The organism is uncultured Albimonas sp. (assembly GCF_963977235.1).
Taxonomy (GTDB): domain Bacteria; phylum Pseudomonadota; class Alphaproteobacteria; order Rhodobacterales; family Rhodobacteraceae; genus Albimonas.
In genome coordinates, this window is the sequence record NZ_CAXBOD010000011.1 from 81,183 (window position 1) to 99,873 (window position 18,691).

General features: G+C 72.9%; 17 protein-coding genes. 13 read left to right on the forward strand and 4 right to left on the reverse strand.

Annotation, left to right across the window (positions count from 1 at the left end):
- Nucleotides 1-3 precede the first annotated feature (3 nt).
- The 10 genes from odhB (at nucleotide 4) to AAC134_RS08435 (ending at nucleotide 9,112) form a co-directional block, all read left to right on the forward strand.
- Nucleotides 4-1,557: a 2-oxoglutarate dehydrogenase complex dihydrolipoyllysine-residue succinyltransferase gene (odhB, locus tag AAC134_RS08390; protein WP_339948625.1), complete on the forward strand. Its 1,554-nt coding sequence runs from the start codon at nucleotides 4-6 to the stop codon at nucleotides 1,555-1,557.
- A gap of 7 nt (nucleotides 1,558-1,564) precedes the next feature.
- The gene (locus AAC134_RS08395) at nucleotides 1,565-2,071 is read left to right on the forward strand and encodes a hypothetical protein (RefSeq protein ID WP_339948626.1); all 507 of its coding nucleotides are present in this window, start codon (nucleotides 1,565-1,567) and stop codon (nucleotides 2,069-2,071) included.
- 15 nt (nucleotides 2,072-2,086) lie between these two features.
- Nucleotides 2,087-2,659 (forward strand): hypothetical protein, encoded by a 573-nt coding sequence (locus tag AAC134_RS08400; protein WP_339948627.1) that lies wholly within the window; start codon nucleotides 2,087-2,089, stop codon nucleotides 2,657-2,659.
- Nucleotides 2,660-2,661: 2 nt separating this feature from the next.
- A complete protein-coding gene (locus tag AAC134_RS08405) occupies nucleotides 2,662-3,075 on the forward strand; it encodes an MAPEG family protein (protein WP_339948628.1) in 414 nt (137 codons plus the stop codon).
- 48 nt (nucleotides 3,076-3,123) lie between these two features.
- Nucleotides 3,124-4,524 carry a dihydrolipoyl dehydrogenase gene (lpdA, locus tag AAC134_RS08410; RefSeq protein ID WP_339948629.1) on the forward strand — a complete coding sequence of 467 codons (1,401 nt, stop codon included), beginning with the start codon at nucleotides 3,124-3,126 and terminating at the stop codon, nucleotides 4,522-4,524.
- A gap of 168 nt (nucleotides 4,525-4,692) precedes the next feature.
- On the forward strand, nucleotides 4,693-5,079 hold the full coding sequence (locus AAC134_RS08415; protein WP_339948630.1) for a PaaI family thioesterase: 387 nt from the start codon (nucleotides 4,693-4,695) through the stop codon (nucleotides 5,077-5,079).
- Between the two features lie 190 nt (nucleotides 5,080-5,269).
- On the forward strand, nucleotides 5,270-5,758 hold the full coding sequence (locus AAC134_RS08420) for an N-acetyltransferase (protein WP_339948631.1): 489 nt from the start codon (nucleotides 5,270-5,272) through the stop codon (nucleotides 5,756-5,758).
- Nucleotides 5,755-6,705 (forward strand): ABC transporter permease, encoded by a 951-nt coding sequence (locus AAC134_RS08425; RefSeq protein ID WP_339948632.1) that lies wholly within the window; start codon nucleotides 5,755-5,757, stop codon nucleotides 6,703-6,705. The genes AAC134_RS08420 and AAC134_RS08425 overlap by 4 nt, the downstream gene beginning before the upstream one ends.
- Nucleotides 6,702-7,520, forward strand: coding sequence for an ABC transporter permease (locus AAC134_RS08430; protein ID WP_339948633.1), 819 nt, complete (start codon nucleotides 6,702-6,704; stop codon nucleotides 7,518-7,520). Before AAC134_RS08425 ends, AAC134_RS08430 begins: the two co-directional genes overlap by 4 nt.
- A complete protein-coding gene (locus tag AAC134_RS08435; protein ID WP_339948634.1) occupies nucleotides 7,517-9,112 on the forward strand; it encodes a dipeptide ABC transporter ATP-binding protein in 1,596 nt (531 codons plus the stop codon). The genes AAC134_RS08430 and AAC134_RS08435 overlap by 4 nt, the downstream gene beginning before the upstream one ends.
- A gap of 140 nt (nucleotides 9,113-9,252) precedes the next feature.
- On the opposite strand, the gene AAC134_RS08440 is transcribed toward AAC134_RS08435, so the two are convergent.
- The 4 genes from AAC134_RS08440 to AAC134_RS08455 form a co-directional block, all read right to left on the reverse strand.
- The gene (locus tag AAC134_RS08440; RefSeq protein WP_339948635.1) at nucleotides 9,253-11,547 is read right to left on the reverse strand and encodes a penicillin acylase family protein; all 2,295 of its coding nucleotides are present in this window, start codon (nucleotides 11,545-11,547) and stop codon (nucleotides 9,253-9,255) included.
- Nucleotides 11,548-11,643: 96 nt separating this feature from the next.
- Nucleotides 11,644-12,333, reverse strand: coding sequence for an HAD family hydrolase (locus AAC134_RS08445; RefSeq protein ID WP_339948636.1), 690 nt, complete (start codon nucleotides 12,331-12,333; stop codon nucleotides 11,644-11,646).
- 60 nt (nucleotides 12,334-12,393) lie between these two features.
- Nucleotides 12,394-13,578, reverse strand: coding sequence for an MFS transporter (locus AAC134_RS08450; RefSeq protein ID WP_339948637.1), 1,185 nt, complete (start codon nucleotides 13,576-13,578; stop codon nucleotides 12,394-12,396).
- Nucleotides 13,579-13,838: 260 nt separating this feature from the next.
- The gene (locus AAC134_RS08455; RefSeq protein WP_339948638.1) at nucleotides 13,839-16,100 is read right to left on the reverse strand and encodes a primosomal protein N'; all 2,262 of its coding nucleotides are present in this window, start codon (nucleotides 16,098-16,100) and stop codon (nucleotides 13,839-13,841) included.
- Nucleotides 16,101-16,250: 150 nt separating this feature from the next.
- Here AAC134_RS08455 and fsa point away from each other — a divergent pair, with 150 nt between their 5' ends.
- Genes fsa through AAC134_RS08470 form a run of 3 tightly spaced genes read left to right on the forward strand, consistent with a single transcriptional unit; the run spans nucleotide 16,251 to nucleotide 18,570 of the window.
- Nucleotides 16,251-16,901 carry a fructose-6-phosphate aldolase gene (gene fsa, locus AAC134_RS08460; protein ID WP_339948639.1) on the forward strand — a complete coding sequence of 217 codons (651 nt, stop codon included), beginning with the start codon at nucleotides 16,251-16,253 and terminating at the stop codon, nucleotides 16,899-16,901.
- Nucleotides 16,901-17,638, forward strand: coding sequence for a DUF484 family protein (locus AAC134_RS08465; protein WP_339948640.1), 738 nt, complete (start codon nucleotides 16,901-16,903; stop codon nucleotides 17,636-17,638). The genes fsa and AAC134_RS08465 overlap by 1 nt, the downstream gene beginning before the upstream one ends.
- Nucleotides 17,639-17,679: 41 nt before the next feature.
- Nucleotides 17,680-18,570: a tyrosine recombinase XerC gene (locus tag AAC134_RS08470; RefSeq protein WP_339948642.1), complete on the forward strand. Its 891-nt coding sequence runs from the start codon at nucleotides 17,680-17,682 to the stop codon at nucleotides 18,568-18,570.
- The last annotated feature ends 121 nt before the right edge of the window (nucleotides 18,571-18,691 follow it).

Genomic DNA, 18,691 nt, shown 5'->3' on the forward strand with positions numbered 1-18,691 from the left:
AAGATGGCTGTTGAAGTGAGGGTCCCGACCCTCGGCGAGAGCGTCACCGAAGCGACCGTGGCGACCTGGTTCAAGAAACCGGGCGACGCCGTGGCGGTGGACGAGATGCTGTGCGAGCTCGAGACCGACAAGGTCACCGTCGAAGTGCCCAGCCCCGCCGCCGGCGTGCTGGGCGAGATCGTCGCCGCCGAAGGCGACACGGTGGGCGTCGACGCGCTGCTGGCGATGGTCGAGGAAGGCGAGGGCAAGGCCCCCGCGCCCAAGAAGGACGCGCCGAAGTCCGAGCCCAAGGCGAAAGCCGAGCCCGAGCCCGAGGCCGACGAGGCGCCCGCCAGCGGTGGCGGCGGCGGCGAGACGGTCGACGTGAAGGTCCCCTCGCTCGGCGAGTCCGTCTCCGAGGCCACCGTCTCGACCTGGTTCAAGCAGGTCGGCGACCAGGTCGCGGCCGACGAGATGCTGTGCGAGCTCGAGACCGACAAGGTCTCGGTCGAGGCGCCGAGCCCCGTGACCGGCGTGCTGGCCGAGATCGTGGTCGCCGAGGGCGACACGGTCCAGGCCGGCGGCGTGCTGGCCAGGATCACCGCCGGCGCTTCCGCGGGCGGCGCGAAGCCCGCGCCGAAGTCCGAAGACGCTCCGGCCGAGGCGCCCGCGGCCTCCGGCAGGAAGGACGTCGAAGACGCGCCCTCGGCCAAGAAGCTGATGGCCGAGAAGGGCCTGACGCCCGATCAGGTCAAGGGCACCGGCCGCGACGGGCGGATCATGAAGGAGGACGTTCAGAAGGCGGCCTCCGGCGGCTCGTCCTCCCCCGCGCCCGCCCCGCAGTCGGCGCCGCGCGCGCCGGTCGCGGCCTCGGACGCGGACCGGGAGGAGCGGGTGCGCATGACGCGCCTGCGCCAGACCATCGCCCGCCGCCTGAAGGACGCGCAGAACACCGCCGCGATGCTGACCACCTACAACGAGGTGGACATGTCCGCGGTGATGGACCTGCGCAACGAATACAAGGGCGTGTTCGAGAAGAAGCACGGCGTGAAGCTCGGCTTCATGTCCTTCTTCGTGAAGGCCTGCATTCACGCGCTGCATGAGGTGCCCGAGGTCAACGCCGAGATCGACGGGACCGACGTCGTCTACAAGAACTACTACCACATGGGCGTCGCCGTCGGCACGCCCAACGGCCTGGTGGTTCCGGTGGTGCGCGACGCCGATCACATGTCCTTCTCGGAGATCGAGAAGCGCATCGGCGAGCTCGGGATCAAGGCCCGCGACGGCAAGCTCTCGATGGCCGAGATGCAGGGCGGCACCTTCACCATCTCGAACGGCGGCGTCTACGGCTCGCTGATGTCCTCGCCGATCCTGAACCCTCCGCAGTCCGGCATCCTCGGGATGCACAAGATCCAGGAGCGTCCGATGGTCGTCGGCGGCCAGATCGTCATCCGCCCGATGATGTACCTGGCGCTGAGCTACGACCACCGGATCGTCGACGGCAAGGGCGCCGTGACCTTCCTGGTGCGCGTCAAGGAGGCGCTGGAGGATCCCCGGCGCCTGCTGATGGACCTCTGAGGCCGCCATGGCCCGGTCCGCCCGCCACGTGATCGCCGCCCTTCTGGGCGGCGCCACGATCGCCTTCGCGGCGGCGGGCTGGGCGCTTTGGCTCTCCTGGGGCGCGACCGGCTGGCCGCGCCTCGACGGTTTCGCACGGGGCTTCGACGAGGGGGCCGAGCTGTTCGCCAGCCTCCTCCTCATGCTGCTGGGCCAGCTTCCGATGCAACTCGCGCGAAGCCTGCTGCCCTCCTCGGGGCAGGCGGTCGCGCAGACGGAGGCCGCGCAGCCCCGCCGGAGCCGGAGGCGGCCGCTCGCCGACTTCCGGGTGCAGCTGGCGCTCGCCGCGATCCTGCTTGCGGCGGTCCTGCCCTATGCGTTCGGGGCGGCGGAGTGGTCCTGGTTCTCCGCCCTGATCCATCACACGCCGGGCTGGGTCCCGATGACGCTGGTCTCTCTGATCGTCGTTCTGGGCGGGGCCCGCTGCATCCGCGACGCGCTCCGCGCCTCCTCCGCGCCCGCGGTCGGGACCTGAGGCGGGGATCGCTCGATGAAGGACAACCGCTCCCGTCCCGAAGCCACGCCGCGCGAGGCGCCGCACTGGACCACCGACGACAAGGGCGTTCTTGTGCTGGCCACGCTGGGGATCGTCCTCGCGCTCGCGATCTGGCTTCCCGGGACCGAGGCGGCCCGCCGCCTCTGGCCCGCGGGACACGACTGGCTCTACGCCTCTGCCCATCGCGTCGGCGCCCTCGCCTGTTTCTCCCTGTTCTTCGGGGCCAGCGCGAACCTGCTGACCCACCGCTTGCGGGATGCGCCGCGGGACGGCGACGCGCGCCGCGAAAAGCGGCCCCTGAGGGACTGGCGGAACCTGGCGCTGTTCTCTGGTGGGCTCGCGCTGGTCTTCTGGGGTCTGCCGATGGCGCTCGGCGCGGGGGAGGGAAACCTGTTCGATCTGTTGGCGCGTCTGGGGTCGATCCCGGTGCGCGACGCGGGTCTGTCGCTGGGCGGCCTGTTTTTCGCCGCCGGCGCTCTCGCGACGCTCCGCCGCGACAGGGCGAAGCGGGCCCCGGCCGGGCCGTCGTCCGCGACCGCCGAATGGCATGGACCGAAGGGAGCCTGAAGATGCCTGAAACCGTCCCCCTGGGCGGGACCGAGATCGTGGTGCTGGCGCTCGGCGGCGTGCTGCTGTTCGTGCAGTTCGTTCTGATGGCGGTGCCGGCGAACCGGCAGCTCGGCCCGAAGAACACCATGGGCCCGCGGGACACGCCGCTGGAGCTGCACGGCAAGGCCGGGCGGTTGCACCGGGCGCTTTCGAACATGCATGAATCGCTGCTGTTCTACGCGGTGGCGGCCCTCAGCGTGACCCTGCTGGGCGCGGCATCGCCGGTCACGGCGGCCTGCGCCTGGATCTGGCTGGCCGCCCGCGTGCTCTACGTGCCCGCCTACGCCTACGGCTGGACCCCCGGCCGATCCCTCATCTTCGCGGTGGGCAATGGCGCCGCGCTCATTATGATCCTCGTCGCGCTGCTCGGCTGAGAGCGCGCGGCCCGAACCCGCGGGCGGAGACCCGCAAGGAGGACCTTCATGTCCGAGACGGAATTCGACCTGGTCGTCATCGGCGGCGGCCCCGGCGGCTACTACTGCGCCATCCGCGCGGCCCAGCTGGGCCTGAAGACCGCCTGCGTCGAGGGACGCGGCACGCTGGGCGGCACCTGCCTCAACGTGGGCTGCATCCCCTCGAAGGCGCTGCTGCATTCGTCCGAGATGGTGCATGAGACCGGCGGCAACTTCGCCAAGATGGGGATCTCGGTCGGCGACGTCTCGGTCGATGTGGCCAAGATGCTGGAGTACAAGCAGGGCGTCATCGACTCCAACACCGGCGGGATCGAGTTCCTGTTCAAGAAGAACAAGGTCACCTGGCTGAAGGGCTACGGCAAGATCACCGGCAAGGGCCAGGTGCAGGTCTCGGGCGAGTCCGAGGGGACCTACAAGGCGAAGAACATCGTCATCGCCACCGGCTCCGACGTCGCCGTCCCGCCCTTCGTCGAGCTGGACGAGGAGCGGATCGTGAGCTCCACCGGCGCGCTGGAGCTGAAGGAAGTCCCCAGGAAGATGGTGGTGATCGGCGCCGGCGTGATCGGGCTCGAGCTCGGCTCGGTCTGGCATCGGCTGGGCGCCGAGGTCTCGGTGATCGAGTATCTCGACCAGATCACCCCCGGCATGGACGGCGAGATCTGCAAGACCTTCCAGCGCACGCTGAAGAAGCAGGGCATCGACTTCACGCTCGGCGCCGCGGTGCAGTCGGTCGAGAAGGGCGACCGCCTGACCGTGAAGTACAAGATGCGCAAGGACGACTCCGAGAAGGAGATGGAGTGCGACGTCGTCCTCGTCGCCACCGGCCGCAAGCCCTACACCGAGGGGCTGGGCCTCGAGGACATGGGCATCGAGCTCGACAACCGCGGGCGCATCGTCACGGATGAGCACTTCAAGACCCGGCTCGACGGCTGCTACGCCATCGGCGACGTGATCGCGGGCCCGATGCTCGCCCACAAGGCCGAGGACGAGGGCGGCGCGGTGGCCGAGATCATTGCGGGCCAGGCGGGGCACGTGAACTACGACGTGATCCCCTCGGTGATCTACACCAGCCCGGAGGTCGCCGCCGTCGGCAAGACCGAGGAGCAGCTCAAGGAGGAGGGCCGCGCCTACAAGGTCGGCAAGTTCCCCTTCATGGGCAACGGCCGGGCCAAGGCCAACCTGGTGGCGGACGGCTTCGTGAAGATCCTCGCGGACAAGGAGACCGACCGGATCCTGGGCTGCCACATCATGGGCCCCGCCGCCGGCGACCTGATCCACGAGGTCTGCGTGGCGATGGAGTTCGGCGCCGCGGCCGAGGATCTGGCCCGCACCTGCCACGCCCACCCGACCTTCTCCGAGGCGGTGCGCGAGGCCGCGCTCGCCTGCGGCGACGGCGCCATCCACGCCTGAGGCCCCGCTCGGCGGCCCTTGCCGCCCCTCCACGCCCGGCAGGCCCCGCGCCCGCCGGGCGTTTGCGTTTCCGCCCCCTCGCGATCCGGGTGGACAGCCGCCCCCCGGCGCCCGAGGCTCGCGCCCGCGATGGCCGAGGCGACCGCCCGGCGAGGAAGGAGCGCGCCGATGACCGAGACCTACGCCCTGCACGGAGAGATCGACTTCGCCGTCACCTTCATCTCGCCGGACCGCACGCTGGGCGAGATGCCGGTGCAGCCGGGCATCCTCAACCCGTTCGGCACGGTCCACGCCGGCGCGCTGATCTGGTTTGCCGACGTGCTCGCCACCCGCCACGTCTTCGGCGACGGCGCGGTCGAGGCGGGCATGGCCTCGTTCCCCGTGGCCGTCACGCTGAACGCGCAGCTGCTCTCGAACCGCAACGACGGGGTGCTGACCGGCGAGTCGGCCTGGGTGAAGAAGGGCCGCCGCGTCTCGACCGTGCGCACGCTTGTCTCGGGGCCTGACGGCAAGGTCCTGCTCGATCTCACCTCGACCCACGTCTCCGCGCGCTGAGCCGCGCCGGCGCTCCGCCCCGGTGTCGGCGAGGGCGGGCGGGTGGGGAGCCGACGCCGGGGCGGAGCGCCGGCGCGGCGGGGACGGCCTCCGGACGTGGCGTCATGCCCCCGGCCCTCCATCGACGCGCCCCGATTTCCCTGCCATTCTCGCCCCATCGCCCCGCCCGCCACCGCGGAGACCCGCCCCCATGCGCCTGCGCCACGAGACAGAGGCCGACCGCGACACCGTCCGCCGCGTGATCGAGGCCGCCTTCGGCCGCGAGGACGAGGCGCACCTGGTTGACCGCCTGCACGCCGAGGACGCCGCCGCCATCAGCCTGGTCGCCGAGATCGACGGCGAGATCGCCGGCCACGTGATGTTCTCCCCCATGCGCAGCCCGCAGGGCGCGCTGGGCCTCGCCCCGGTCGCGGTCCGCCCGGACCTGCACGGCAAGGGCATCGGCGGCGCCCTGATCCGCGAAGGGCTGGAGGAGGCCCGCAAGACCGGCGCCTCGGGCGTCTTCGTGCTGGGCGATCCGCCCTACTACACGCGCTTCGGCTTCGCGCCGGAGACCGCGCGCGGCTACGCCACCCCCTTCGCCGGCCCGTTCCTGATGGCCCTCGAACTGACCCCCGGCGCGCTGCGCGGCGAGGGGGACCTCGCCTACGCCCGCGCCTTCGACGACCTCGCCGAATGACAGCCTTCCTCCTGCAGCGCGCCTTCACCCTCGCGCTCACCCTGCTGGCGGCCACCGTCGCCATCTTCCTGCTGCTGGAAGTCGTCCCCGGCGACCCGGCCCTGACCATGATGGGCATGAACGCCGACCCCGCCGCGGTCGAGGCGCTGCGCGAGCAGCTGGGCCTCAACGCGCCGCTGGTCGAGCGCTACGTCTCCTGGATGGGCGACATGCTCACCGGCGACTTCGGGACCTCCTACACCTACAAGACCCCGGTGACCGAGCTGGTGCTCGAGCGACTGGTGGTGACCCTGCCGCTGACCCTCTACGCGCTGACCCTCTCGACCCTGATCGCGATTCCCGCGGGGATCGCGGCGGCGGCGCGGCGGAACTCTCCCGCGGATCTGACGATCATGGGGATCACCCAGATCGGCATCGCGGTGCCCAACTTCTGGTTCGCGATGCTGCTGGTGATCCTGTTCGCCTCGGTGCTGCAGATGTTCCAGGCGGGCGGGTTTCCGGGCTGGGACGCGGGGTTCTTCGCGGGGATGAAGTCGCTGACCCTGCCCGCCGTCGCGCTGGCCCTGCCGCAGGCGGCGATCCTGACCCGGATCATGCGCTCCTCGCTGCTCGACGCGATGGGCGAGGACTATGTGCGCACGGCGCGCGCCAAGGGCCTCAGCCGATCCCAGGCCCTGCGCCGCCACGCCCTGCGCAACGCCCTGATCCCGGTGCTGACCATCATCGGCATGCAGTTCAGCTTCCTGATCACCGGCGCGATCATCATCGAGAACGTGTTCTTCCTGCCCGGCCTCGGCCGGCTGGTGTTCCAGGGCGTCGCCCAGCGCGACCTGATCGTGGTCAAATCGGTCATCGTGCTGATGGTCTTCGCGGTGGTCATCGTCACCCTGCTGGTGGACATGGCCTACGCCCTCGTCGATCCGCGCCTGCGGGAGGGGCGGCGATGAGGGTCTCGGCCTCGCTCCTCGTCGGCGTGGCGCTCTCGTCGCTGTTCGTCGCCGCCGCGCTGATCAGCTACCTGTGGACGCCCTTCGACGTCGAGAAGATGGCCGTCGCCGCCCGCCTGAAGCCGCCGGGGGCGGAGTTCTGGTTCGGCACCGACCATTTCGGGCGGGACATCTTCTCGATGGTGATGGTCGGCGCCCGGACCTCGATCGCGGTGGCGCTGGTGGCGGTGGGCATCGGCGCGGTCTTCGGCGTGCCGCTGGGCCTGCTCGCGGCCGCCAACCGCGGGGCCTGGTACGACGAGCTGATCATGCGCTTCAACGACCTGGTCTTCGCCTTCCCCGCGCTGCTGCTGGCGATCCTGTTCACCGCCACGCTGGGTCCCGGCGCGATCAACGCGATCCTGGCCATCGGCATCTTCAACATCCCCGTGTTCGCCCGCCTCTCCCGCGGCGCCGCGCTCAGCCTGTGGACGCGGGAGTATATCCTGGCGGCGCGCACGGCGGGCAAGCGCTCGGCCCGGATCTCGGCCGAGCACATCCTGCCCAACATCCTCAACCTGCTGATCGTGCAGGCGACGATCCAGTTCTCGCTGGCGATCCTGGCCGAGGCGGGGCTGAGCTATCTGGGTCTGGGCACGCAGCCGCCGATCCCGTCCTGGGGACGGATGCTGTCCGAGGCGCAGACGATGATCTATGTGGCGCCGTGGTTCGCGATCTTCCCCGGCCTCGCCATCGTGCTGACCGTGCTGGGGCTGAACCTGATGGGCGACGGGCTGCGCGACTGGCTCGACCCCAAGCTGAGGCGCGCGCGATGAGCCTGCTGGAGATCGACCGCCTGAACCTGACCATCGGCGGCGTCCCGATCCTGCGCGACGTCAGCCTCTCGATCGCGCCGGGCGAGTGCCTGGGGCTGGTCGGCGAGAGCGGCTCGGGCAAGTCGATGACCGCGCTCTCGATCATGCGGCTGCTGCCGGGCGGGTCGCAGATGTCGGGCGCGATCCGTCTCGACGGCGACCCGATCTCGGAGATGAGCGAGCGGGAGATGTGCGCCCTGCGCGGCGCCCGCGTCGGCATGGTGTTTCAGGAGCCGATGACCGCGCTGAACCCCCTCAAGACCATCGGCGAGCAGGTGGCCGAGGTGATCCGCATCCACGGCCAGGACCGCGAACCGCGCCGCGCCGCCATCGAGGCGCTGGCCCGCGCCGGCCTGCCGGCCGAGCAGTTCCCTCTCGACCGCTATCCCCACGACCTCTCGGGCGGCCAGCGCCAGCGCGTCGTTATCGCCATGGCCGTCGCCCTGCGCCCCCGCCTGCTGATCGCCGACGAGCCGACGACCGCGCTCGACGTCACCACCCAGGCGGTGATCCTGGATCTGCTCAAGAAGCTGGCGACCGAGGACGGGGCCGGGCTGCTGATGATCACCCACGACCTCGCGGTGGTGGCCGACATGGCCGACCGCATCGCCATCATGAAGACCGGCGAGGTGGTCGAGGCCGGCCCCACCGCCCCCCTGTTCCGCGCCATGTCGCATCCCTACACGCGCGCGCTGTTCGCCGCCTCGACCCACCGTCCCGCGCGCCGGGCCCGCGCGCCGGGCGAGGAGGTGCTGGGCGTGCGCGGCGTGGTCCGCGACTATCGCCTGCCCCGCAAGCGGATCTTCCAGGCGCGCCGCCTGTTCCGCGCCGTGGACGGCGTGGATCTCAGCATCCACGCCGGCGAGAACGTCGGCCTGGTGGGCGAGAGCGGCTGCGGGAAATCCACTCTCTCCCGCGCGATCCTGGGGCTGGAAGGGGTGCAGTCGGGCGAGATCGCCCTCGTCGGCCGCCCCTTCGGCCCCGAGGCGCCCGCCGCCCGTCGGCGCGACGTGCAGGTGGTGTTCCAGGACCCCTACGGCAGTTTCGACCCCCGCTGGAAGGTGGCCGACCTGGTCGCCGAGCCCTTCCACCTCGTCGACCCCAGGCCCCCGCGCGCGGAACGCCGCCGGCGGGTCGAGGCGCTGCTCGAGCGCGTGGGCCTGAAGGCCTCGGACGCCGACAAGTTCCCCCACGAGTTTTCCGGCGGCCAGCGCCAGCGCATCGCCATCGCCCGCGCCCTGATCACCGAGCCCAAGCTGGTGGTGCTCGACGAAGCGGTCTCGGCGCTGGACGTCTCGGTTCGGGCCCGGATCCTGGACCTGCTGGCGGAGCTGTCGGAGACGCTGGACGTCTCCTACCTGTTCATCAGCCACGACCTGCACGTGGTCCGCGCGATCACGGACCGGGTGATGGTGATGCAGAAGGGCAAGATCGTGGAGGCGGGCGAGACCGAGCAGGTCTTCTCCGCCCCCCGGCACGCCTACACCCGCCAGCTCCTCGCCGCGACGCCGGATCTGGAGGTCGCGCTGGCCCGCCGGGAGGGCGCCACGTAGGGCGCATTTCAATGCGCCGCGATCACCAGCGCGCCCCGGGCCTGACCCGGGGTCTCCGCCGCTCTCGGCCGCCGGCGTTGCGCTGGAGGCCCCGGGTCAGGCCCGGGGCGCGCGCGTGCTCCCCGCCCGTCGCGCCCGGGTCAGGCCGGCGTCAGCGCCACCCGGAAGTCCACCGCCGCCTCGACCGCCGCGTCGGTGTAGAGGAACGGCACGTACTCCCCCTTCGCCCACAGCGGCGCGAGATCCCGGTAGTGGGGCGAGGCCGGATCCCCCGACTGCCCCGGCGCGTTGACGCACACCGAGGCGTCCCAGTTCCCCACATCCACCACGAAGCGGACCGAGGCCCCCGCGATCACCCGGAAATCCGTGCCGCGATAGGCGGCCATCATCACCGTGGTGTAATCGCCGCCCTTGGCGAGCGGGCCGATGTTGAGCCCCTCGTCCATGCGGGCCAGGGGGTGTTCGAAGAACCCCTTGTGCAGCTCGCCCCAGGCCCAGGCGGTCTCGTCGGCGCCGTAGCGCTCGACGAGATCCGCATGGGCCTGGGCCAGGGTCTCCGCCAGCAGGGCGTCGCGAGCCTCGAGGGGAGCGGCGCCGAAGCGGGCGTCCGGGGTCTCGAGCGCCGAGACGATGCCCTCGACGTCGCCCGGCGCGAACAGGACCGCGGGGAGCTGCGGCGCGACCAGCGCCAGCAGCCCCGCCTTCAGCCGCCGCGTCCACCACCAGCCCATCAGCAGGGCGGCGGCCGAGTCCGCCCGGTAGGCGCCGTCCCAGTCCGCCAGCAGCGCCCGGCCGGGCGTGTCGTCGGGCAGCGCCGCGACCAGCTTCGCCAGCCGCTGCGCGGGCAGCGAGGTCACATCGGTCTGCAGCGCCTGGCTGGCGGCCACCGAATGCGCCGCGTCAGCCGACAGCACCGCCTCGATCCGGGCGGCGCGGGTGTTCTCCAGCCACTCGAACCCGATCTGGGTCTGCGACTGGTCGTAGCCCTGCGGCAGGTTGAACTCGTTGGCGGAATGGACGAAGCCCCGCTCCGGGTTGATCTCGTGGGGCAGCGCCTCGAGCGGATGGAACCCCTCCCACTCGTTCGCGCCGTCGCCCTTCGCGGGCAGCAGGCCGGTCCAGGTCCGGCGCACCGGGACCATGCCGGCGGGCTGCCAGCAGATGTCGCCGCCCTCGTCGGCCCAGACATGGTTCAGCGAGGGGGTGGCGAAGCGCTTCAGCGCCTCGCGGAACTCGGACGCCGACTGCGCGCGCATGGTCGAGAGCCCGCCGAAATAGGCCGCCGAGCCCGGCTCGAACCACACCGAGCGCAGGGAGAACAGCCGCCCCCCCTCCCGCAGCAGGACCGGGCCGTGGGCGGTGAACTCCAGGACGTGGGTCTGGGGAGCGTGGCCGGCGATCTCGAAGACCTCCTCGACCCGCTCGATGTCCGTCCAGCCCTCGGGCCCGCGGTAGCGGTCGCCGTCCAGCTCGTAGACGTAGACGTCCTCCTGGTCGGTCCCGAAGATGGTCTGGGTGAAGGCGCCCCGCCCGTTGTGACCCATCGAGATGCCGGGCATCGAGGGCTCGCCCGCCCCGATCACGTCCAGCCCCGGCGCGGTCAGGTGCACGAGATAGCGCAGCGAGGGCAGCCCGTGCGCGCGATGCGGATCGCCCGCGCAGATCGGCCGTCCGGTGGCGGTGCGCGCGGCCGAGACCGCCCAGTTGTTCGACCCCGTCCAGGCGGCGTCGGCGACCACCCCCTCCAGCTCGTCGACCTTGCGCCACTTGCCGGCCTGCTCCAGCGGGCAGTCCATGCGGTCCTTGGGGAAGGTCGCGGGGGCGGTGGCGAGCCGGAACAGGTCCAGCGCCGCCAGCGGGATCTCGTCGAACGGGGCGGCGGGCTCTCCGGCGTCGACCGGAGGCTCGAGGTTGCGGCGCAGCAGGTCGGTCTCCGGCCCGGTCTTCGCCAGAACCTGCGCGCGGATCACCTCCGAGAGCGCGTTGCGGGTCAGCGCGTGGGAGCGGACGCGCACCAGATCCTGGGGGGCGAATTTTTCGGGGCGCGTGCCGGTGAGGGCGAATTCGGGGGGAAGGGGGGCCTCGCCCGCCTCGATCGCGTCGATCCAGGCGTTCACCCCTTCGGCGAAGCGGGTGCAGATCATCTCGGCGTCGTCGCCGTAGGCCGCCCATTCCGCCGCCATGTCCCCGCGGTAGAGGAAGGCGCGCGAGGCGCGGTCCTGCTCGAGGAACCCGGGGCCGAAGCTGGCGGCCAGCCGGCCCAGCCCCCGCTTGCGCCACAGGTCGATCTGCCAGAGGCGGTCGCGCGCCGCGTTGGCGCCCTGGGCGAAGAACAGGTCCGACAGGCTCTGCGCCTTGATGTGCGGGATGCCCCAGCGGTCGACCCGGATCTCGGCGGGGGCGGCGAGGCCGGCGAGGGCGAGGCTCTTGCTCATGAGGGGGGGCCTTTCGTGATTGCCCGGGCAGCTTAGGATCGGGCCCCGTCCCGCGCAATACGCCTGAATTGTCTGCAGAGACGCTCGCGCGCGTCCTCAGCCGAGCCCCACCGCCCGCCGCGCCAGCGCCGGCAGCTCTGCGAAATCGGAGAAGGCGGCGACGGGGGCCAGATCCTCCGCCGGGCCGTGGCGGTAGCCTTCGAGGTGCAGCAGGAACGGCAGCTCGGCGGCGCGCGCGGTCTGGGCGTCGGTCTCGCTGTCGCCGAGATAGGCGGCGGGGCCCTCGCCCAGCGGGGCCAGGGCCGCGGCGATCACCCGGCGGTCGGGCTTCAGCACCTCCTGCCCGTCGTCGCCGCGCAGGCTGTCGCCGCCGACCACGTGGTCGATCGCAAAGCCCAGGCCGGTCAGCAGGCGGCGGGCCTTGGCCTCGGTCTTCTGGGTGCAGACGGACAGGCGCCAGCCTTCGGCGGCCAGCGCCGCCAGCGCCGCCACTGCGCCGGGATAGGCGGTCGAGGCCTCGAGCGGATCGTAGCCGTCGCGGAAGGCGGTCAGGAACGGGGTGACGTCGCCGCCGGGCACGCCGCCGGTGTGGGTCAGCAGGCGCTCGACCTGCACCCGCTGGCCGCGGCCGACAAAGCCCTTGTAGGTCTCGACCGTCACCGGCGGCCGGCCCAGCGCCGCCAGCAGCCGGTTGCCCGCCGCGCAGAGGCTGGGGGCGCTGTCGGCCAGCGTGCCGTCAAGATCGCAGACCAGGCGCGGCGCGCGCGCATCGGGGCTCGGGGGCATGGGCTCTCCGGGGGAAGGGCGTCGGGCGGGGGGAAACCAAGCCCGGCCCGGAATGCGGGGTCAATCGCGCCCGACGACGCGCCCGCCCGAGAAGACCAGCAGCCCGATCGCGGCCAGCACCATCGCCGCCGAGCAGAACGGCAGCACGGCGGGCCCGAAGGCCTCGTAGACGGCGCCGGCCACCGTCGCCCCCACCGCCATGCCGAGATAGACCGCCGAGCTGTTGAGCGCGAGCGTCAGCGACGCCCGCTCGGGGTCGAGGGCGACCAGCAGGCTCTGCACCGGGACCATGATCATCATGCCCGAGCCCGCCCACAGGGTCATCAGCGCGATCGCCGTCCAGGCCGGCCAGTCGGCCGCGAAGGGCAGGCACAGCATCACCAGCAACGTGGTGACCATGCTGGCGATGGCAGCCCCGCGGGCGCCCATCGCCGACACCGCGCGGGCGGCGAAGATGTTGCCCGCGATGCCGCCGAAGCCGAACATGAACAGCGCCGGCGGGATCATCGAAGCCTCGAGCCGGCCGACCTCGGCCAGCCACACCGCGATCAGCGCGTAGGTCGAGAACATGCCCACGACCGAGACCCCGCAGGCCGCCACCGTCATCGCCAGCGGCCGGTTGCGCAGCACCGCCATCAGCGTGGCGATGGAGGCGCGCGAGCCCTTGTTGGCCGCCGGCAGCAGTTGCCAGACCACCACCGCGCAGATCACCGCGGCCAGCGCCAGCGCGCCCCAGGCCCAGCGCCAGCCCAGCGTCTGCGCCAGGAACGAGGCCAGCGGCACGCCCAGCACCGACGAGGCCGTGACCCCCCCGAAGACCATCGCCAGCGCGCGGGCCCGATCCTCGGGCGCGACGAGCGTGGCGGCGGCGGCGGTCAGGAACGGGCCGGTCATCGCCGCGCCGAGGCCCATCAGCAGGCGGGCCGCGATCAGCACCGGATAGGAGGGCGCCGCGGCCGAGATCACGCAGCCCGCGGCAATGGCGGTCAGCCCGCCGGCGATGGCCGCGCGGCGGCGCAGGTGGCCCGCGACCGCCTGGGCGGCCGGCGCGGTCAGCGCGTAGACGACGGAGAACACGGTCACCAGGCTCGCCACCGCGGCGGCCGACACGCCGAGCCCGGCCTGAATCTCCTCGACCATGCCCACCGCGCCCAGCGAGGCGCAGCCCAGCACGAAATAGGCCCCGCCCAGCGCGAACAGCGCCACGCGCGGGAAGCCGGGATGCTGGGACGAGGGCGCGGACATCGTCTGGGAAGACGCTTCGCAGAGAGACATACGGGAACACCTGACCGGGCGGCAGGGAGGCCGCGGTTGCGGTGCAACATGGCCCAGCAGGGGCCGAAAGGCAATAAGGCGGCCGAAGTTTACCTTACGGCTCAAGGGGCGCCGTCTGCGCTCCGCCGGCCCGTCCGAGCCTTGGCGTTCGGGCCGCAGGCCGTGCGTCGTCTCGGTTGCCGATCGCGCGAGGCCCCGGGTCAGGCCCGGGGCACGGCGGCAAGCGGCCCTCAGAGGAAGCTCTGCGGGTCCACGTCGATGCGCACGGTCACCTGCGGCTCGGGCCGCACCGCGCCGCGCCAGGCGCGCAGGGCGGGCTGCAGGGCCGGGCCGCGCGGCGCCTTGACCAGCAGGCGCACGCGAAACCGGCCGCGGACCCGGTAGATCGGGGCGGGGGCGGGCCCCAGCAGCTCGGCATGAGCGGGGGCGAGCTGGTCGTGGGCGCGGGCCAGCGCCTCGGCCGTGCGCCAGACGCGATCCTCATGCGGGCCCGAGACGATGGCCGCGGCGTAGCGGCCGAAGGGGGGGGCGCCGGCCTCGCGCCGGGCGTCCGCCTCGGTCTGCAGGAAGGTCTCCTCGTCGCCGGACAGCAGCGCCTCGAGGGCGGGATGCTCGGGCGCGTAGGTCTGCAGCAGCGCCTCGCCGGGGCGATCGGCCCGCCCGGCGCGGCCGGCCACCTGACGCAGAAGCTGGAAGGTCCGCTCGCCGGCGCGCAGGTCGCCGCCGCGCAGGCCGAGGTCGGCGTCGATCACCCCCACCAACGTCAGCAGCGGGAAGTTGTGCCCCTTGGCGACCAGCTGCGTGCCGATCACCAGATCGGCCTCGCCGGCGGCGATCGCCTCGATCCGCGCTTTCACCGCCCCCGCGCTCTCGGCCATGTCGGAACTCAGGATGGCGATCCGGGCCTCGGGGAACCGCTCCTGCGCCTCTTCGGCCAGACGCTCGACGCCGGGGCCGATCAGGGCCAGCTTGTCCTCGCGCCCGCAGGTCGGGCAGGCGGTGGGAATCGCCGCCTCGTGCCCGCACTGGTGGCAGACCATGCGCCCCCGCCGGCGATGCTCGACCAGCCAGGCGTCGCAATGGGGGCACATCACCGGGTCCCCGCAGGCCCGGCACATGGTCAGGGGCGCATAGCCGCGACGGTTGAGGAACAGGAGCGACTGCTCCCCCTTCCCCAGCCGCTCGACCACCGCCTGCGCCAGCGGGTCGGAGATCCAGCGCCCGGTCTCGGGCGCGCAGTCGCGCAGGTCCAGCGCCCGGATCTCGGGCAACACCGCGGGGCCGAAGCGCTCGGGCAGGTCGACGAGATCGTAGCGCCCGGTCCGCGCGTTCACCCAGGTCTCCAGCGAGGGCGTGGCCGAGGCCAGCACCACCGCCGCCCGCCCCAGAGAGCCGCGCAGCACCGCCATGTCGCGGGCGTGATAGAGCGCGCCGTCCTCCTGCTTGTAGGCGCCGTCGTGCTCCTCATCGACGACGATCAGCCCGAGGTCGGCGAAGGGCAGGAACAGGGCCGAGCGGGCGCCGACCACCACCTGCGCCTCGCCCGAGGCGGCCGCGCGCCAGCAGCGCCGCCGCTCGATCTCCGGCGCGGCAGAGTGCCATTCCGCCGGCGGCGCGCCGAACCGCTCATGGAAGCGGGCGAGGAACGCCGAGGTGAGCGCGATCTCGGGCAGCAGCACCAGCGCCTGGCGGCCGCGCGAGAGGCACTCGGCCACCGCCTCGAGATAGACCTCGGTCTTGCCCGAGCCGGTGACCCCGTGCAGCAGGGTCGCCGAGAATCGCCCCTCCGCCGCGGCGACCACCTTTGCGCACAGCGCCTGCGCCCCGGCCTCCTGCGCCTCCGACAGGGTCCGGCGGGGCGCCTCGAGGTCGAGCGGCGCATAGGGCCGGTCGCGCGGAACCTCGACCGAGGCCAGGGCGCCGGCCTTCTCCAGCCCCTTGAGCACGGCGGACGAGACCCCGGCCTCCCGCGCCAGTTCGCCGGGCAGCCACAGGCGGTCGGGCTCGGCCTCGACCAGCTCCAGCACCTTCTCGCGGGCAGGGGTGAGGCGGGCGGGAGGCTCCCCGCCCCGGCGCAGGGCGCGGCGGGCGCCCGGCGCCTCGCGCAGCCCCGGCGCGCGGGAGGCGAGCCGGGCCATCATCCCGAAGTCGGTCAGCGTGTAGTCGGCGGCCTTCTCCAGGAAGGCGCGCATCTCCGCGGTCACCGGGGGCAGGTCCAGCCGGCGCAGCGCCGGGCGCAGTTTTGCGCGCGCGACCTCACCCGTGCCCGGGCCCCAACACAGGGCGACGACCACGCGGGGGCCGACCTCGACCTCCAGCCAGTCGCCCGGCGCGCAGCCGCCGACGGGCGCGAGGTAATCCAGCGTGCGGTCTACCGGGATCGGGACCAGCACTGCCACGGCCGCCCCCTCGCCCCAGCCGCCGGGCGGCGCGGGGCCGATCGCGGGTCCGCCGAACAGGTCGCCGGTCCGACCTTCCCCTGAGTCCGTCATGCAACGCCTCCGACCCGCGCAGTGCGGCGTTCCGCCCGGGCGCGTGGCCTCTCCCCGCGGTCTGCGATATGGTCCCTGCAAGCCTGCCCCCCGGGCCCGGGACGGAGGGGACTGGCGACGCGACCCCGGGACGGAATCAGGCGCGAGCACATGAAATTCTTCGTCGACACGGCCGATGTGGACGCGATCCGCGAACTGGCGGACAGCGGACTGGTGGACGGCGTGACCACCAACCCCTCGCTGATCGCCAAGTCGGGCCGCGACATCCTCGAGGTCACCAAGGAGATCTGCGACATCGTCGAGGGCCCGGTCAGCGCCGAGGTCACGGCCCTGAAGGCCGACGAGATGATCGAGCAGGGCCGCAAGCTGGCCGGGATCGCCGAGAACATCGCGGTCAAGGTTCCTCTCACCATGGACGGGCTGAAGGCCTGCAAGGTCCTGACGGACGAAGGCCGGATGGTCAACGTGACCCTCTGCTTCTCGGCCAACCAGGCGCTGCTGGCGGCCAAGTGCGGGGCGAGCTTCATCTCGCCGTTCATCGGCCGGCTGGACGACATCAACCTCGACGGCATGGAGCTGATCGCCGAGATCCGCCAGATCTACGACAACTACGGCTACGAGACCGAGATCCTGGCCGCCTCGATCCGCACCGCGAACCACGTCAAGCAGGCGGCCCTGATCGGAGCCGACGTGGGCACGATGCCGCCGAACGTCCTCAAGGGCCTGGCCCAGCATCCGCTGACCGACAAGGGCCTCGACGCGTTCATGGCCGACTGGGCCAAGACCGGGCAGACCCTCTGATGTCGGGGGAGGAGGGAAAGGCCGTCAGCCCCGCGGCCGAGACCGACCGGGACGTCGAGGCGCTGCGCGAGGCGGTGCTGGCTTCGCCCGAGGCGGTGCTGGCCGACGAGGCGATGGTCCAGGCCCTCCTCCGCGCCCACGCGGCGCCGGCGGGCGCGCCGGGCCGTCAGGTGGTCGACCTGCGCGGCGCGCTGGTCGACCGGCTCGAGAACCGGCTGGGCCGGCTGGAGGAGACGCACCGCTCGGTCGTCGCCGCGGCCTACGACAACCTCGCGGTCACCGAGTCGGTGCACCGCGCCGCCCTGGCGGTGCTCGAGCCCGACGACCTCGAGGGGGTGCTGCACGTGCTCTCGCGGGTGCTGCCGCCGATCCTGGGCGTGGACCTGGTCCGCGTGGGGATCGAGCGCGAGGGCGCCGGCGATCCGCCCGCGCCCCCGCTGACCGCGCTGGGCGTGGGCGGGGTGGCCCGCTACATGGGCGCCGACGAGGACGGGCCGTTCCGCCCGGTGGTGCTGCGCGCCACCGATCCGGACTGCGCCCGGCTCTACGGTCCCGAGGGGGTCGCGATGGGCTCGGAGGCGCTGGTGCGGCTCGAGTTTTCCGGAGACACCGCCCCGGGTCTGCTGGCCTTCGGCGCCCGCGACGCCGACCGCTTCGGCCCCGACCAGGGCGGCGACCTGCTGGAGTTCCTGGGCGCCGTCGTCGCCCGCGCCCTTCGCCCATGGGCCAAGGGCTGAGCGCCGCGGAGGACGCCCCGCTCGACCCGGCCGCGGCCCTGATGGTCCGCTGGCTGGGCCAGGCGAGCGCCGTGCGCGGCGCCGCCCCCGCCACGATCGAGGCCTATCGCCACGACGTGGCCGGGTTCCTCGCCTTCCTGCGCGCCCATCACGGCGGTCCGCTGGCCGCCGCGGAGCTGTCGGCCACCGGCCAGTCCGAGCTGCGCGCCTGGATGGCGCGGGAGCGGGGCCGCGGCCTCTCGGCCCGCTCGCTGCGCCGGGCGCTGTCGGCGGTGCGCGGCTTCTACCGCTGGCTGGGCGACGCCGAGGGGATCGAGGCGCCCGCCGTGCTCGCCGCCCGCGGCCCCCGCGCCCCGGCCCGCCTGCCGCGTCCGGTCTCCGAGGACGCCGCCCGCGCCCTGATCGAGGACGCCGAGACCGCCGACGCCCCCGACTGGATCGCCGCGCGCGACGCCGCGGTGCTGACGCTGCTCTACGGCTGCGGCCTGCGCATCTCCGAGGCGCTGTCCCTGCGCCGCGCCGACGCCCCCCTGCCCGAGGTGCTGCGGATCCGCGGCAAGGGCGGCAAGGAGCGTCTGGTCCCCGTCCTCCCCGCCGCCCGGGCGGCGGTCGATGCGTATCTCGAAATCCTGCCCTGGGACGCGACGGCGGGGGACGGCGCACTGTTTCTCGGCGCCCGCGGCGGCCCGCTCTCTCCGCGCCTGATCCAGCTGCGCATGGCGGAGGCCCGCGCCCGCCTGGGCCTGCCGGCGACGGCCACGCCCCACGCCCTGCGCCATTCCTTCGCCACCCACCTGCTGAAGGCCGGCGGCGACCTGCGCGCCATCCAGGAGCTGCTCGGTCACGCCTCGCTCAGCACCACCCAGGTCTACACCGGACTCGACGAGGCCCGCCTGATGGAGGTCTACGCCAAGGCCCACCCCCGCGCCTGAGCCGCCCCGCCCCTCGCCGCCAACGCCCGTGCATGCGCCCAAGGCGCCCGGCCGCCCCCCCGCGCGAAGCGCCTGTTCTCCGGAGCCGTCCGTCGCTGATGCCGATCAGAGCGACTCGTCC

Bases quoted from the DNA above. Each gene is read 5' to 3' on its own strand.
- AAC134_RS08425 (WP_339948632.1), top strand. From the start codon at position 5,755: ATGACAGCCTTCCTCCTGCAGCGCGCCTTCACCCTCGCGCTCACCCTG.
- odhB (WP_339948625.1), top strand. From the start codon at position 4: ATGGCTGTTGAAGTGAGGGTCCCGACCCTCGGCGAGAGCGTCACCGAA.
- AAC134_RS08400 (WP_339948627.1), top strand. From the start codon at position 2,087: ATGAAGGACAACCGCTCCCGTCCCGAAGCCACGCCGCGCGAGGCGCCG.
- AAC134_RS08445 (WP_339948636.1), bottom strand. From the start codon at position 12,333: ATGCCCCCGAGCCCCGATGCGCGCGCGCCGCGCCTGGTCTGCGATCTT.
- AAC134_RS08435 (WP_339948634.1), top strand. From the start codon at position 7,517: ATGAGCCTGCTGGAGATCGACCGCCTGAACCTGACCATCGGCGGCGTC.
- AAC134_RS08420 (WP_339948631.1), top strand. From the start codon at position 5,270: ATGCGCCTGCGCCACGAGACAGAGGCCGACCGCGACACCGTCCGCCGC.
- AAC134_RS08470 (WP_339948642.1), top strand. From the start codon at position 17,680: ATGGTCCGCTGGCTGGGCCAGGCGAGCGCCGTGCGCGGCGCCGCCCCC.
- AAC134_RS08455 (WP_339948638.1), bottom strand. From the start codon at position 16,100: ATGACGGACTCAGGGGAAGGTCGGACCGGCGACCTGTTCGGCGGACCC.
- AAC134_RS08465 (WP_339948640.1), top strand. From the start codon at position 16,901: ATGTCGGGGGAGGAGGGAAAGGCCGTCAGCCCCGCGGCCGAGACCGAC.
- AAC134_RS08415 (WP_339948630.1), top strand. From the start codon at position 4,693: ATGACCGAGACCTACGCCCTGCACGGAGAGATCGACTTCGCCGTCACC.
- lpdA (WP_339948629.1), top strand. From the start codon at position 3,124: ATGTCCGAGACGGAATTCGACCTGGTCGTCATCGGCGGCGGCCCCGGC.
- AAC134_RS08450 (WP_339948637.1), bottom strand. From the start codon at position 13,578: ATGTCCGCGCCCTCGTCCCAGCATCCCGGCTTCCCGCGCGTGGCGCTG.
- AAC134_RS08440 (WP_339948635.1), bottom strand. From the start codon at position 11,547: ATGAGCAAGAGCCTCGCCCTCGCCGGCCTCGCCGCCCCCGCCGAGATC.
- fsa (WP_339948639.1), top strand. From the start codon at position 16,251: ATGAAATTCTTCGTCGACACGGCCGATGTGGACGCGATCCGCGAACTG.
- AAC134_RS08430 (WP_339948633.1), top strand. From the start codon at position 6,702: ATGAGGGTCTCGGCCTCGCTCCTCGTCGGCGTGGCGCTCTCGTCGCTG.
- AAC134_RS08405 (WP_339948628.1), top strand. From the start codon at position 2,662: ATGCCTGAAACCGTCCCCCTGGGCGGGACCGAGATCGTGGTGCTGGCG.
- AAC134_RS08395 (WP_339948626.1), top strand. From the start codon at position 1,565: ATGGCCCGGTCCGCCCGCCACGTGATCGCCGCCCTTCTGGGCGGCGCC.